Source organism: Streptomyces canus (assembly GCF_030815415.1).
In the GTDB taxonomy this organism is placed as follows: Bacteria; Actinomycetota; Actinomycetes; order Streptomycetales; family Streptomycetaceae; genus Streptomyces; species Streptomyces canus_F.
Map to the genome: position 1 here is coordinate 1,349,457 of NZ_JAUSWW010000001.1, position 13,805 is coordinate 1,363,261.

At 70.6% G+C, this 13,805-nt stretch carries 13 protein-coding genes; 6 read left to right on the plus strand and 7 right to left on the minus strand.

Going from position 1 to position 13,805, the window contains the following annotated elements; genetic code table 11:
* Positions 1-163: 163 nt before the first annotated feature.
* From QF037_RS06300 to QF037_RS06315, 4 genes are read left to right on the plus strand one after another with little or no spacing between them, the layout of a single operon-like run.
* The gene (locus QF037_RS06300; RefSeq protein WP_307022660.1) at positions 164-1,129 is read left to right on the plus strand and encodes a carbohydrate ABC transporter permease; all 966 of its coding nucleotides are present in this window, start codon (positions 164-166) and stop codon (positions 1,127-1,129) included.
* A 16-nt stretch (positions 1,130-1,145) separates the two neighbouring features.
* Positions 1,146-2,078 (plus strand): carbohydrate ABC transporter permease, encoded by a 933-nt coding sequence (locus QF037_RS06305; protein ID WP_307022662.1) that lies wholly within the window; start codon positions 1,146-1,148, stop codon positions 2,076-2,078.
* A 10-nt stretch (positions 2,079-2,088) separates the two neighbouring features.
* The gene (locus tag QF037_RS06310) at positions 2,089-3,432 is read left to right on the plus strand and encodes an ABC transporter substrate-binding protein (protein ID WP_307022665.1); all 1,344 of its coding nucleotides are present in this window, start codon (positions 2,089-2,091) and stop codon (positions 3,430-3,432) included.
* A 14-nt stretch (positions 3,433-3,446) separates the two neighbouring features.
* A complete protein-coding gene (locus tag QF037_RS06315) occupies positions 3,447-4,646 on the plus strand; it encodes a Gfo/Idh/MocA family protein (protein WP_307022667.1) in 1,200 nt (399 codons plus the stop codon).
* A 29-nt stretch (positions 4,647-4,675) separates the two neighbouring features.
* On the opposite strand, the gene QF037_RS06320 is transcribed toward QF037_RS06315, so the two are convergent.
* Both QF037_RS06320 and QF037_RS06325 read right to left on the minus strand, forming a co-directional pair.
* Positions 4,676-5,374 carry a L,D-transpeptidase family protein gene (locus QF037_RS06320; RefSeq protein ID WP_307022669.1) on the minus strand — a complete coding sequence of 233 codons (699 nt, stop codon included), beginning with the start codon at positions 5,372-5,374 and terminating at the stop codon, positions 4,676-4,678.
* A gap of 80 nt (positions 5,375-5,454) precedes the next feature.
* Positions 5,455-6,852 (minus strand): aminotransferase-like domain-containing protein, encoded by a 1,398-nt coding sequence (locus QF037_RS06325; protein WP_307022671.1) that lies wholly within the window; start codon positions 6,850-6,852, stop codon positions 5,455-5,457.
* A 62-nt stretch (positions 6,853-6,914) separates the two neighbouring features.
* Here QF037_RS06325 and QF037_RS06330 point away from each other — a divergent pair, with 62 nt between their 5' ends.
* The gene (locus tag QF037_RS06330; protein ID WP_307022673.1) at positions 6,915-8,300 is read left to right on the plus strand and encodes a pyridoxal phosphate-dependent decarboxylase family protein; all 1,386 of its coding nucleotides are present in this window, start codon (positions 6,915-6,917) and stop codon (positions 8,298-8,300) included.
* Here the strand turns inward: QF037_RS06330 and QF037_RS06335 are convergent.
* Both QF037_RS06335 and QF037_RS06340 read right to left on the minus strand, forming a co-directional pair.
* A complete protein-coding gene (locus QF037_RS06335; protein ID WP_307022675.1) occupies positions 8,272-9,543 on the minus strand; it encodes an MFS transporter in 1,272 nt (423 codons plus the stop codon). The genes QF037_RS06330 and QF037_RS06335 overlap by 29 nt on opposite strands.
* Positions 9,544-9,601: 58 nt before the next feature.
* On the minus strand, positions 9,602-10,390 hold the full coding sequence (locus tag QF037_RS06340; protein WP_307022677.1) for an SDR family NAD(P)-dependent oxidoreductase: 789 nt from the start codon (positions 10,388-10,390) through the stop codon (positions 9,602-9,604).
* 51 nt (positions 10,391-10,441) lie between these two features.
* Here QF037_RS06340 and QF037_RS06345 point away from each other — a divergent pair, with 51 nt between their 5' ends.
* On the plus strand, positions 10,442-10,978 hold the full coding sequence (locus tag QF037_RS06345) for a hypothetical protein (RefSeq protein WP_307022679.1): 537 nt from the start codon (positions 10,442-10,444) through the stop codon (positions 10,976-10,978).
* A 2-nt stretch (positions 10,979-10,980) separates the two neighbouring features.
* On the opposite strand, the gene QF037_RS06350 is transcribed toward QF037_RS06345, so the two are convergent.
* The 3 genes from QF037_RS06350 to QF037_RS06360 all read right to left on the minus strand — a co-directional run bounded on the left by QF037_RS06350 (position 10,981) and on the right by QF037_RS06360 (position 13,759).
* Positions 10,981-11,895, minus strand: coding sequence for an SDR family oxidoreductase (locus QF037_RS06350; RefSeq protein WP_307022681.1), 915 nt, complete (start codon positions 11,893-11,895; stop codon positions 10,981-10,983).
* A 146-nt stretch (positions 11,896-12,041) separates the two neighbouring features.
* Complete coding sequence (locus QF037_RS06355; RefSeq protein ID WP_307022683.1) at positions 12,042-12,671, minus strand: MBL fold metallo-hydrolase; 630 nt, start codon at positions 12,669-12,671, stop codon at positions 12,042-12,044.
* Positions 12,671-13,759: an S-(hydroxymethyl)mycothiol dehydrogenase gene (locus tag QF037_RS06360; RefSeq protein ID WP_307022685.1), complete on the minus strand. Its 1,089-nt coding sequence runs from the start codon at positions 13,757-13,759 to the stop codon at positions 12,671-12,673. The genes QF037_RS06355 and QF037_RS06360 overlap by 1 nt, the downstream gene beginning before the upstream one ends.
* Positions 13,760-13,805 lie beyond the last annotated feature (46 nt).

Consider the following 13,805-nt stretch of genomic DNA (forward strand, 5'->3'; position numbering starts at 1 on the left):
AGTCTCCCCCATCAGGTTTCTTTCGTGATGAAACCAATATGACCACTCTACGTCACTCAAGGTGGCCTGGAAAAGATGTTTGCACGCCTCTTGACGTCTGGATTCTTTCGCCACAAAAGTAAGTGGCCCGAGGACGAGCCGCCGCAGACGAGGGAGTCTCCCGATGACCATCGCCTCCAGCAGCCCCCCGTCGCGTCTGCCCCTGGGCAGCGCCGAGGAGGCAGCGACGAAACCGAGGACGCGCAAGGCGCGGGCCCGCGAGGGCGGGGGCGACGGACGGCTCGCCGCGGTGTTCATCGCACCGGCCCTGCTGGGCTTCCTGGTCTTCCTGCTCTGGCCGACGCTGCGGGGCATCTACCTGAGCTTCACCCGCTTCAACCTGCTGACCCCCGCGGAGTGGGTGGGCCTCGACAACTACACGCGGATGGTCCACGACCCCATCTTCTGGGACTCGTTGAAGGTGACCGTCGAGTACGTGTTCATCAACATCGGCATCCAGACGGTCTCGGCACTCGCGATAGCCGTCCTCCTGCAGCGGCTCACCCAGTCGGCGATGCTGCGCGGGATCGTCCTCACGCCGTATCTGATGTCCAACGTGGTCGCGGGCATCGTCTGGCTGTGGATCCTGGACACCCAGCTCGGCATCGGCAACGAGATCATCGCGGGGCTCGGCTTCGACCGCATCCCGTTCCTGGCCGACGAGACCTGGGCGATCCCGACGATCGCCCTGATCAACGTGTGGCGGCACGTCGGGTACACCGCGCTGCTGCTGTTCGCGGGCCTCCAGGCCATTCCCAACGACATGTACGAGGCCGCCAAGGTGGACGGCGCGAGCGAGTGGCGGATGTTCTGGCGGATCACCATGCCGCTGCTGCGGCCGGTCCTGGCGGTCGTGCTGATCATGACCGTGATCGGGTCGTTCCAGGTGTTCGACACGGTCGCCGTGACGACCAACGGCGGTCCGGCGAACGCCACCAACGTGCTCCAGTTCTACATCTACGGCGCCGCGTTCGGCCGCTTCCAGTTCGGCTACGCCTCCGCGATGTCGGTGGCCCTGCTGGTCGTCCTCAGCGCGATCACCTTCCTGCAGTACCGGCTCACCCGGGCCGGCCAGACGGATCTCGGCTGAGAGAGGAGACACCGACATGGCTGCTGTGACCGCGCCGACCGCACCTGCGGCGCCCCGTACCCGTCCCGCCCGACGCCGCCCCTCCCCGGGACGGGTCGTGGCCTGGGTGGCGATGGCCGCGATGATCCTCGTGACCCTGCTGCCGTTCTACTGGATCCTGCGCACCGCGCTGTCCTCGAACACCGCCCTCGCGGCCCACCCCGGCGACCCGCTGCCGGTGGACTTCACCACCGGCGGCTTCGAGCGGGCGCTGGGCCTCCAGTCCACCGAGGAGGCGATCGCCCAGGGCGGCTCCGGCGGCGGACTGAAGTTCTGGCGCTATCTGATCAACTCGGTCGTCGTCTCGACCCTGATCACCGTCTGCCAGATCTTCTTCTCCGCCATGGCCGCCTACGCCTTCGCCCGGCTGCGGTGGCGCGGACGGGACAAGGTGTTCGGCCTGTTCCTGGCCGGCCTGATGGTCCCGGCCATCTTCACCCTGCTGCCGAACTTCGTGCTCATCAAGCAACTCGGCCTGGTCGACAACCTGTTGGGCATCGCCCTGCCGACGATGTTCATGACGCCGTTCGCGGTGTTCTTCCTGCGCCAGTTCTTCATGAACGTGCCCCGGGAGGTCGAGGAGGCCGCCCTGCTCGACGGCGCGGGCAAGATCCGGATCTTCTTCAGGGTGATGCTGCCGATGGCGTCCACACCGATCCTCACCCTCGGGGTGCTGACGTACATCACCTCCTGGAACGACTACTTCTGGCCGCTGATGGTGTCCTACAGCGACAGCTCGCGCGTGCTCACCGTGGCCCTCGCCATCTTCCGGGCGCAGACCCCGCAGACCGGCTACGACTGGTCCGGCCTGATGGCGGCCACGCTCATCGCCGCCCTCCCGATGCTGGTCCTCTTCGGTGCCTTCGCGCGCCGCATCGTCAGCACCATCAGCTTCACCGGCGTCAAGTAAGGGGACCGGAATGCGAATTCGTACCGTAGCGGCGGCGACCGGAGCCCTGGCCCTGACCCTGGTGTCCGGGTGCGCGCAGGGCGGCGCGGCCGGGTCGGGCGCGAACAGCGTGACGTACTGGCTGTGGGACGCCAACCAGCTGCCCGCCTACCAGGCCTGTGCGAAGGGCTTCGAGAAGGAGAACCCCGGCCTCGACGTCAAGATCACACAGATGGGCTGGGCCGACTACTGGACCAAGCTCACCGCGAGCTTCATCGCCGGCACGGAGCCGGACGTGTTCACCGACCACATCCAGAAGTTCGGCCAGTTCGCCGACCTCAAGGTGCTCGAACCGCTGGACGACCTCGGCATCGACGACTCCTCCTACCAGGCGGGCCTGGGCGCCAACTGGACGGGCCAGGACGGCCATCGCTACGGAGCGCCCAAGGACTGGGACACCGTGGCGCTCTTCTACAACCAGAAGATGGTCAAGGACGCCGGGCTCACGGCCGACGAGCTCAACACCCTCGCCTGGAACCCGCGGGACGGCGGCACCTTCGAGAAGACGATCGCCCACCTGACCGTCGACAAGAACGGCAAACGCGGCGACGAACCCGGCTTCGACAAGAACAACGTCAAGGTGTACGGCCTCGCCACGGGCGGCGCGGGCGACGGCGACGGGCAGACCACCTGGAGCCCGTTCGTCGAATCGGCGGGCTGGCACTACACGGACAAGGCGCGCTGGGGCACCAAGTACCGGTACGACAGCAAGACCTTCCAGTCGGTGATCGACTGGTACTTCGGCCTGGCGAAGAAGGGCTACCTCGCCCCCTTCACCGACTACACCGACGGCGCCAACCCGGCCAACGCCCAGGTCGCCTCGGGCCGGGCGGCGGCCTCCTTCGACGGCGCCTGGATGATCTCGACGTACTACGGCACCAAGGGCCTGAAGGTCGGCACCGCCCCCACGCCGACCGGCCCGAGCGGCAAGCGGGCCACGATGATGAACGGCCTCGCCGACTCGGTCACCAAGAACGCCCGCAACAAGGACGGCGCGAAGAAGTGGGTGCGGTACCTGGCCTCCGACGCCTGCCAGAAGACCGTCGGCGGCTACGGCATCGTCTTCCCGGCCACCCCGTCGGGCACCGAGGCCGCCGTGGCCGCGTACAAGAAGAAGGGCATCGACGTGTCCGCCTTCACCGAACCGGTCACCGACAAGAAGGACTCCAGGACCTTCTCCTTCCCGATCACCGACTACGCGGCGGACGTCTACGCCCTGATGCGCCCGGCCATGCAGGACGTCTTCGCCAACGGGGCCCCCGTGAGCGGCCTGACCGAAACCAATGACCAGATCAACTTCATCCTCGGCCAGTGAAAGGCACTTACTCCATGACGTTCTCCCTCGGCATCGTCGGCGCCGGGCAGTTCTCGGGCCAGTTCGCGAAACTGTTCCTGGCCCATCCCGGCGTCAGCGACGTCTACGTCACCGATCTCCTCCCGGAAAGGGCCGAGCAACTCGCCGCCGCCGAAGGCCTGTCGGGCACCTTCCCCTCGTACGAGGCGATGCTGGAGTCGAAGGCGGTCGACGCGGTCGCGATCTTCACCCAGCGCTGGACCCACGGCCCGCTCGTGGTGCAGGGCCTCGACGCCGGCAAGCACGTGTACTCCGCGGTGCCCATGGCCATCACCACGCAGGAGATCGCGGCGATCATCGACGCGGTCCGGGCGACCGGACTGACGTACATGATGGGCGAGACCAGCCAGTACAACCCGGCGACCGTGCACGCCCGCAACCAGATCGCGGAGGGCTCCTTCGGACGGCTCTTCTACGCCGAGGGCGACTACGTCCACGACATGGACCTGGGGTTCTACGAGGCGTACCAGTACAGCGGCGGCGAGAACTGGAAGGCGACCGCCAGCTATCCCCCGCTGCTGTACCCGACGCACTCGGTGGGCGGTGTGCTCGGCGCCTGGCAGACGCACGCGGTGAGCGTGTCGGCGATCGGGGTGACCGACGACCGGGGCGACGGCGTCTTCGACAAGGAGGTCAGCCAGTTCGGCAACGACATCTCCAACGCCACCGCGCTGTTCGAGGTGGCGGGCGGCGGATCGTTCCGCACCAACGAGTTCCGGCGGGTGGGCTACCCCTCCCACATCCGTGAATCCCGTTTCCGCTTCTTCGGCACGGAGGGAAGCATGGAGCAACTCGCCACCTTCGCGCTGTGGCAGGACAAGAACGGGGTGAAGGACATCAGCGAACTGCTGGAACCCAAGCCCACCCTGTCCCCTGACGACCCGTCGCTCCAGCACATCGCACCGGACCTGCGGGCCGCCTTCACCTCCGGCTCGGCCCCCGTGCACGACCGGTCCCGGCTGCCCCGGGAGTTCGACAACCTGCACAACGGGCACGAGGGCAGCCACCACTTCCTCGTGGACGACTTCGTCACCGCGGTCAACACCCGCGCCCTGCCCTCGGTGAACGCGTGGGTGGCCGCCCGCTACACCCTGCCGGGCATCGTCGCGCACGACTCCGCGCGGCAGGGCGGGACGCGGCTGGAGATCCCGGACTTCGGGGACGCGCCCCGGTGACGCGTTGACGGCGAGCCGGGCGCCGACTGTCAGGTGCCCGGCTTGCGCCCGTACACGAAGACGTCGTCGCCCTTCTTCAGCAGCGACCAGTACTTCTTGGCGGTCGTCTTGGTCATGTTGACGCAGCCGTGGGAGCCCGGCGGGTTCCACATGCTGAGGTTGACCGAGTGGAAGGCCTGGCCGCCGTCGAAGAACTGGCTGTAGGGCATGGGCACGTCATAGATGTTCGAGACGTGGTCGATGTCGCGCCAGTAGATCTTCTTCAGACCGGTGCGGGTCTCGTAGCCGTTGCGGCCGGTGCGGACGGGCACCGGACCGTACACGAGGTCGTCCCCGTCCTGGATCCAGCTCAGCTGGAGCGTCAGGTTGACGCAGGCGATACGGCCCTTGTTCACCGGGCACTTGCCGTCCTTGTTGGGCTTGTTCCCGACGGCCTTCTGCTTGTTCATCAGGTCCATCACGCCCCAGGTGACGGCGCCCGCGTAGCCGGCGTTCGGCGTGATGCCGTGCTTGGTCTGGAAGGACTGGATGGCCTTGCAGTCGGCGGCGGACTGCTTGCCGTCGACGGGGCGGCCGAGGAACTTCTCGACCTGCTTCTGGTACGGCCCGGTCTGTGTGGTGCACGCGGTGGCCGCCTGTGCGGGCGCGGTGCCCAGCGTGAGGGTGAGCGGTGCGATCAGTCCGGTGATTCCGAGGGCGATGGCCCCTCGTCTGCGTATGTCCCCCATGGCGGGCCCCTCCGTTGGGCTGTGATGTCCTGTGATCTGCCTGCTAGACAGATGCGCGGGGGCGTCGGTTGTACGCCGGGTCAGGCTGTGACGAAACGGTGAACTTCCGGATCGGCACAGCGGCGCAGCAGGTGGACCGCACGGCTGAGGACGTCCGGCGTCGCCGTGAACGGCAGGCGCAGGTGGTGGGTGAGCGTGGCGCGGTCGGCGGCGAAGTGCGGGCCGGGCGTCACGGCGAGGCCCAGCCGGGCGGCCCGGGCCGCGAGGTCCGTCGCGGACGTGGTCGGGCCGAGGTGCGGCCACAGCGACAGACCGCCCTGCGGGAGGGTGTACGTCCATCCCGTGCCGTCGAGGAGTCCGGCGAGGTGGTCGCGCTGGGCGCGCAGTCTGGCCCGGCGGTCGGCGAGCATCTCGTCCAGTCCGTCGCCGAGCAGTTCCGCGGCGATGAGCTGTTCCAGGGGTGGTGGCGACAGCTGTGCCTGGAGGGGGCTCCGGCGCAGCCGGCGTACGAGGTCGGCGGTGGCGCGGATCCAGCCGACCCGCAGCCCGCTCCACACGGTCTTGCTCGCCGAGCCGATCTGGATCACCCGGGGCCCCGCCAGATGCGGTTCGGTGCCGGGCTCGGCCCTCAGATCGAGGTCGCGCATGGTCTCGTCGGCGATGACCGTGAGCGGGAGGCCGGCGATCCCGGCGCGGGTCGCGGCGTCCATGTGGGTGCCGGTGGGGTTCTGGAAGTCGGGGATCAGATAGGCGAGCCGGAGGCCGCGGGTGCGTACGACGCTCGTGAGGTGGGCGGTGTCCCAGCCGGCGTCCGACGTCACGGGGACGGGGAGGAGACGCGCCTTGCGGGCGCGCAGGACCGCCAGGGCGCCCGGGTAGGACGGGCTCTCCACCGCGACGGGGCGTCTGCGGTCGGTGTGGAGGTGGTCGAGGAGCAGGGTGAGGGCGGCCTGGGCGCCGGAGGTGACGAGGATCTGTTCGGGACGGGTGGCGAGGCCCTCGCGGGTGTACCGGTCGGCCAGGAGTTCACGCAGGCGCGGCAACCCGGCGGTGGCGATGCCGGAGTCCACGAGGAGGGCCGCGCTGCGTTCGGCGGCCCGGGCGAGGGCGGCGAGATAGGCCTCGTGGGGTGCGGCGGTGAGGGCGAGGGTGAGGTCGAGGTCCGCGTCACCCGCTCCGCCGCGGTCCAGGGACCAGGGCGTGGTGCGTTCGGTGAGGCGGGCGGGGAGCCGGACCAGGCTGCCGCTGCCGTGCCGGGTGTGCAGCCAGCCGTCGTCCCGCAGCAGGGCGAGGGCGGCGACGACCGTGCCGCGGCTGATGTCGAGGACGCGGGCGAGTTCCCGCTCGGAGGGCAGTCTGGTCCCGGCGGGCAGCCGGCCGTCGACGACCGCCTCGCGTACGGCCGCCGCCAGCGTCCGGGCCAGTGGGCCGCGCCGGTCGCGCCAGGTGCCGAGGGCGGCGGCGAATCCCGTGGTCATCGGTCCAGTTTGCCCCAAGTGGACCAGGCCGTGGACGGCGGCTCCCTCCTACGCTGCCCCTCATGCACCGAACTCTCGCCGACGATCTCTCCCGGCTCCCCGAACTCCTCCAGTCCGCCCGCGACCTCGCCGCCCGTGAGCTGACCGGTCTGTCCGAGCGGCCGGTCGTCCACCTCGGCAAGGCGCCCGACCACGCGGCCCTGCCGACCGGGGGTGCCGGGGCCGAGGGCGCTCTCGCGCGGTTCGCCGAGCGGTGGGCGCCCGGCTTCTCGGGCTCGGCGGGGCCGCGCTACCTCGGCTTCGTCACGGGCGGCGCGACGCCCGCCTCCCTCGCCGGGGACTGGCTGACCGGCGTGTACGACCAGAACGGCTCGGGGGCGGCGGGGTCCTGGGCGACCGCCCTGGAACGGGAGACGGTGGACTGGCTGCGCGAGCTGTTCGGGCTGGGCGAGGCACACAGCGGGGCGTTCGTCACGGGGGCCACCGCGTCCAACACCGTCGGGCTCGCCATCGCCCGCGAGTGGCTGGGCGAGCGGCTCGGCGTGTCCGTGTCGCGCGACGGGGCGGCCGCCCTCGGCCCGGTCCACGTGCTGTCCGGCAGCCCGCACGCCAGCATCGGCAAGGCCCTGTCCGTGCTCGGCATCGGCCGCGACCGGCTGCGGTCCGTGCCGGTGCTGTCCGGCAACCGGGAGGCCGTCGACGTCGCCGCGCTGGACTCCGCGCTGTCCGCGCTGGACGGCCGCCCCGCGATCGTGGTGGCCAACGCCGGCACCGTGAACACCGTCGACTTCGACGATCTGCGGGCCATCGCCGCGCTCCGGGAACGGCACGACTTCTGGCTGCACGTGGACGCCGCGTTCGGCGGCTTCGCCGCGCTCTCCCCGTCGTACGCCGGTCTCGTGGACGGTCTCGACGCCGCCGACTCGGTCTGTGTCGACCTGCACAAGTGGCTCAACGTGCCCTATGACGCGGCCGTCCAGTTCACCCGCCGCCGGGATCTTCAGGTGGCGGTCTTCCACAACGCGTCGCCCTACCTCGGACTCCCGGCCGGCGAGCCCGACTTCGTGCATCTCACGCCCGAGAACTCCCGGCGGCTGCGGGCCCTTCCGGCGTGGTTCTCGCTCATGGCGTACGGCCGTGACGGGCATCGCGAGATCGTCGAGCGGAACGTGGCACTGGCCCGGGAGCTCGGCGAGCGCGTCGCCGCGACGGACGGGCTGCGGCTGCTCGCCCCGGTCCGGCTGAACGTCGTCTGCTTCACCCTGGCCGACGATCCGACCCCGGAGCGGGTCGACGCGCTGGCGCGGGCCGTGGCGGCCACCGGCGAGGCGTTCGTGACGCCGACCGTGTACGACGGGACTCCCGGGCTGCGGGCGGCGTTCAGCAACTGGCGTACGTCCGCCGCGGACGTGGACCGGATCAGCGCGGCTGTGGCGCGGGCGCTGTGACCGGGGTGTACCGCGGGAGTTCGCGCCGGGTGCGGACCGGGGAGAGGAAGACCGGCAGGAAGGCCGCCGTCATCAGCGCCCCGCCCACCCACAACGTGGCGCGTACGCCGACCAGTTCGCCGAGCACGCCCGCCACGGCGGCGCCGATCGCGAGCGCTCCGGTCAGGACGAAGCGGTAGGTGGCGTTCATACGGCCGAGGAGTCCGTCCGACGTCATCCGCTGGCGCAGGCTGACGCCGAGGACGTTGTCCGTGCCGGTCTTGAACAGGACCAGGGTCCATCCCAGGCCGGCGATCCACAGCCACGGGCCGCGGTCGATGAGCGGCACGAGCAGGGCGGCGGGCGCCAGGATCGCGCCGACCACTCCGAGGGTACGTCCGTGTCCCAGGCGGGCGGCGAGAGGGCGGGCACAGCGGGCGCCGAGCAGCAGGCCCAGTCCGCCCGCGGCCCAGAAGAGGCCCAACGCGCTGGCGGGGAGGCCGAGTTCGCGGACGAACAGGAGGGGGAGCAGCGTGTTGACGATCTGCATGCCCAGGTTGATGAGGGCGGCGGTGAGGGCGAGGGCGCGCAGTTCCGGGTTGCGGAAGACGTGCCGGAGGCCTTCGGCGATCTCCGCCGTCAGTGTGGTCTTCCGGTCCCGGCTTCGGGGTCTCTCCTCGCCCCGGATCATGGTGAGTTGGAGGGCGGAGGCCAGATAGGTGACCGCGGCGCACACGACGGCCACCGGAGCGGTCAGGAACTGGACCAGGGCGCCGCCCGCGCCGCGGCCCGCGACATTGCCCACCGCCTGCAGGCCGACCAGGGCGGCGTTGGCGGGTACGAGAGCGTCGCGGCCGACCAGGCTTGGCAGGGTGCTCTGGGAGGCGACGTCGAAGAAGACGGTCGCGGCGCCGTTCAGCAGGACGACGGCGTACAGCTGGCCGAGCGTGAGGGTGTCCGTCCACCAGGCGAGCGGGACGGAGGCGTACAGGACCGCGCGGGCCAGGTCCGCCACGATCAGCACCCGGCGGTGCCGCATCCGGTCCACCCAGGCCCCGGCGGGCAGCCCGAGGAGCAGGAACGCCAGCGTGCTGAGGGCGGCCAGCGCACCGACCTGTCCGGGCCCGGCGTCCAGTGCGGTGACGGCGAGCAGCGGGACGGCGACGTAGCTGACGTTCGTTCCGAGCTGACTGAGGGTGCTCGCGGCGAAGAGGACGCGGAAGTCGGCGGTACGCCAAGGGGAGCGAGGCAGGGTGTCGGGCACACGAGAACGCTGCCCGACACCGTCCGGGAAGGACAAGTGAAAAGATCTACAGCAAGTGTTAAGCGTTCCTACGCAGTTGACGGAAGCCGGAGTCGACCGCGGTGATCCCGCCGTCGACGGGCAGGGTGACTCCGGTGATCCAGGACGCGTCGCGGGAGGCGAGGAAGAGGATGGCGGCAGCGATGTCCTCGGGTTCGCCGACGCGGCCCAGGGGATACAGCTCGCGCGCTCTTGCCAGGTCCTCCTCGCGGCCCTCCCAGGCGGTCGTGCGGACGGTGCCGGGGGCGACGAGGTTGACGCGGACGCCACGGGGGGCGGCATGTCCGGCGAGGGTGCGGGTCAGGGAGCCGAGGCCGGCTTTGGCGGCGCTGTAGGCGTGGTTGCCGAAGTCGGTCAGGCCGTTGACGGAGCCGACGTTGACGATCGCGCCGCGTCCGGAGGCAGCCAGGTGCGGGAGGGCGGCCCGGCAGCAGCGGTAGGCGCCGGTGAGGGTGATGTCGAGGTCGCGTGTCCACTCGTCGTCCGGTTCGTCCTCGAAGAGGGGGGCGTCCGGGGTGCAGTGACAGGCGTTGTTGACCAGGACGTCCAGCGAACCGTAGACGCCGACGGCATGCTCGACGGCCGCCTCCGCGTCGGCCCGCTCCCCCACGTCGCACCCGAACGCCCTGGCCACCAGACCCTCTTCGCGCAGGGCCGCCGCCGTCTGCTCGGCCGCGGGCACGTCGATGTCGGTCACCAGCACCCGCGCCCCCTCCTGCGCGAACCGGCGCGCGGTCGCGGCGCCGATGCCGCGCGCCGCGCCGGTGATGAGAACCCCGTACCCCTCGAAGCGTGTTGTGTCCGTCATGGGTTCGCACCGTAGCGCCCTGTCGATCAACCGGGCAGATACCGTGCGCCCATGTCCGCGTTCGTACAGCAACTGCCCGCGCTCATCGGTGTCGTGATCGGAGCGCTCGGCTCCTACCTGGCGGTCGTCCGCAGCGACGGTGCCCGCTTCCGCCGTGAGCAGACGGCCCGCTGGGAGGAGCGTCGGCTCGCGGTGTACTCCGACTACGCGCGCACGCTGAAGCGGACCGTCACCCTGACCTACCGGGTGGCGGCCCACTTCGGCAACGACCCGCATCCGCATCCCCTCTCCCCCGAGGAGGCCGCGCCCCAGCTGGCCGAGGCCACACTCGCCCGGGACCCGTCCGGGGAGGCGCTGCTCATGCTGGGGAGTCCGGAGGCGGTGGAGAAGGCGCGGGTCTGGGTCTCGGTGGTGATGGAGATGGAGCGGTTCCTGCGGGACGAGACGCGTGATCCCGCGGCGTGGCAGGCGTTGATGGAGCGGCAGCGTGCAGGGCGCGCCGACTACTACACGGCCGTACGCGACGACCTGGCGCTGCCACCGGGCCACTCGGCGCGCTGGCAGCTGCCGTCGGTCCAGCAGCCCTGATCTCAGCGGTAGCCGGTGGTGTCCGCCGGCTTGCCCGCGTCCTGGACCTCGACGAGATAGCGCCAGGCGTCCGGGCGGCTGCCGTCGAGGTCGGTGAAGCCGTAGGTCCGGGCCAGGCCGCCGCTGGAGAGGGACTGGCCGTTGAAGCGGGCCACGTCGGGGTCGGCGGCGAGGGCGGCGACGGCGCGGCCCACGTAGCGCGGGGTCTCCGAGATGGCGAAGTGGGGGACGCGGTCGAGGGCGTCGCGCCAGTTGTCCTCGCCCACCCCGTAGTGCTCCAGCATCATCTCCGACCGGAGCCAGCCCGGGGTCAGCGCGACGGCGGTGGCTCCGCGCGGGCCGAGTTCATGGCCGAGGGCGAAGCCCATCCGCAGGACGGATGTCTTGGCGAGGTCGTAGAAGAAGGTGTTGCGGTAGGTCGCGCCGTTGTACTCGGCGGTGCCGTCCGTCATCTCGACGACCAGTCCCCCGGGGTTGCGCAGCAGCAGCGGCAGGGCGTGGTGGCTGGTGATCGCGTGGGTCTCGACCGCGAGCCGCAGCAGCCTGAGCCCGTTGTCGAGGTCGTGCTCCCAGACGGGGCTCTCCCACTCGAAGAGCTTCTCGCCGCCCCAGATGTTGTTGACGAGGACGTCGAGACGGCCCTCGGCGTCCGCGATCCGGTCGACGAGGGTGCGGACCTGCGCCGGGTCGAGGTGGTCGGCGGGTACGGCGATGCCCGCGCCGCCGGCCTCGTTCACCAGGTCGGCGGTGTCCTCGATGGTCTCGGGGCGGTCGTACTCCGAGCGCCGGTCCCGCGTGCTGCGCCCCGTCACATAGACGGTGGCGCCGGCCGCCCCGAGCTCCACGGCGATCCCTCGCCCGGCTCCTCGGGTCGCTCCGGCGACCAGTGCGACCTTGCCCTTCAGCGGCTGTGACATGTCCGGCCTCCCGTGTTTTCGTGGTCGATTCCACGGTGCCGGGTAAGCCGGACATCTTCTGTCACCTTTTTCGCCGGGTCACCCGGATCTTCCCGGGCGTCACCCGGCCGCGCGGCTTCACGGCGACATGCGGCGCCGCGACCTGGTCAGTGGCCGCGCGCGATCCACTCCTCCAGGTGCGGGGCCTCCGCGCCGATGGTCGTGGCGTCACCGTGGCCGGTGAGGACCTTCGTCTCCGGCGGCAGGCCGAGCAGCCGATCGCGGATCGAGTCGACGATCGTGGGGAAGTGCGAGAAGGAGCGGCCGGTGGCACCGGGGCCGCCCTGGAAGAGGGTGTCGCCGGTGAACACCGCCGCCAGGCCGGGGTCGTAGAGGCAGACCGCGCCGGGGGCGTGGCCCGGGGTGTGCAGCACCCGCAGGTCGGCGCCGGCCGCCTCGATCACCTGGCCGTCCTGGAGGTGGGCGTCGGGCTCGCGGTCGGGGTGGGTCTGCTTCCACAGCGGCAGATCGTCGGGGTGCAGCCAGATGGTGGCACCGGTGAGGTCGGCCAGGGCGGGCGCGGCGTCGATGTGGTCGTTGTGCGCGTGTGTGCACACGATGGCGGTCACCCGGCGCTCCCCCACGGCGGCGGCGATCGCCTCGGCGTCGTGCGCGGCGTCGATGACGATCACCTCGTGGTCGTCGCCGACGATCCACACGTTGTTGTCGACGTCCCAGGTACCGCCGTCGAGGCTGAACTGTCCGGACGTCACGAGGCGTTCGATGCGGGCGGTCATCAGAACACCACCACCGAACGCAGGACGTCGCCGCCGTGCATCCGCTCGAAGGCCTTCTCGACCTCGTCGAGCCGGATCGTCTCGGTCACGAACGCCCCGAGGTCCAGGCGGCCTTGCAGGTGGAGGTCGATCAGCATCGGGAAGTCGCGGGAGGGCAGGCAGTCGCCGTACCAGGAGGACTTCAGCGAACCGCCGCGGCCGAAGACATCCAGCAGTGGCAGCTCCAGCTTCATCTCCGGGGTGGGCACACCCACCAGGACGACGGTGCCGGCGAGGTCGCGGGCGTAGAAGGCCTGCTTGTACGTCTCGGAACGGCCTACCGCCTCGATGACGACGTCGGCGCCGAAGCCGCCCGTCAGCTCGCGGATCGCCTCGACCGGGTCGGAGTTCTTGGAGTTCACGGTGTGAGTGGCGCCCATCGAACGTGCCGTGTCCAGCTTGCGGTCGTCGATGTCGACGGCGATGATCCGCGCCGCACCCGCCAGCCGGGAACCGGCGATCGCCGCGTCCCCGACGCCTCCGCAGCCGATCACCGCGACGGTGTCCCCCCGGCCCACATTGCCGGTGTTGATGGCCGCGCCGATCCCGGCCATCACCCCGCACCCCAGCAGCCCGGCCACCTGCGGCGCCACGCTCGGGTCCACCTTGGTGCACTGTCCGGCCGCGACCAGCGTCTTCTCCGCGAACGCCCCGATTCCCAGCGCGGGCGAGAGCTCCTGTCCGGTCGCGGCGAGCGTCATCTTCTGCGAGGCGTTGTGGGTGTTGAAGCAGTACCACGGGCGCCCCCGCAGACAGGCCCGGCAATTCCCGCACACGGCCCGCCAGTTGAGGATGACGAAGTCACCGGGGGCGACATCGGTGACGCCCTCGCCGACCGCCTCCACGACACCCGCCGCCTCATGGCCGAGCAGGAACGGGAAGTCGTCCGAGATCCCGCCCTGCTTGTAGTGCAGGTCGGTATGACACACGCCGCAGGCCTGCACCTGGACGACCGCTTCCCCCGGGCCGGGGTCGGGCACCAGGATCGTCTCCACCCGGACCGGCTCGTCCTTGCCCGGTGCGATCACGCCGCGAACTTCCTGCGCCATGGTGGTGAACCTTTCCTTCCGCCGGTGTCCGTCCCCTCGACCCTAC